The sequence below is a fragment of the Actinospica acidithermotolerans genome (assembly GCF_018139625.1).
In the GTDB taxonomy this organism is placed as follows: domain Bacteria; phylum Actinomycetota; class Actinomycetes; order Streptomycetales; family Catenulisporaceae; genus Actinospica; species Actinospica acidithermotolerans.
Genome location: NZ_JAGSOH010000327.1, coordinates 1 through 301, shown reverse-complemented (window position 1 = coordinate 301; position 301 = coordinate 1). Strand labels below are relative to the sequence as shown.

General features: G+C 68.4%; 1 protein-coding gene. It reads right to left on the bottom strand.

Annotated elements, in window-relative coordinates:
- Positions 1-301, bottom strand: a 301-nt coding sequence (locus tag KDK95_RS34925; RefSeq protein ID WP_212522634.1) for a serine hydrolase, incomplete at both ends; no start/stop codon positions are given.

The window sequence follows — 301 nt, the reverse complement described above, 5'->3', positions numbered from 1 at the left end:
ACGATCAGCTGACCGTTCTCGTCGGCGTTGTGGCCGAACGCGGCGGTGCGGGACTTGACCTCTCGGAGCTCGTAGAAGGTGTTGCGGAGTTCGAGTGGTTCGAGGACGAGAGTCTGGACGGCGCGCTCGAAGGTCAGGCCGGTGACCTTCTCGATGATCCGCGCCACGATGCTGAACCCGACCTGGCTGTACGACGCGCGGCCGCCGGGGGCGCCGATCTGCTCCAGGTCGGCGAGGCGCGCGATGAACTCGGCGAGCGCGTCGTCGGCGTCGCCGGTGTCGGCGATCAGGCGCCAGTCGA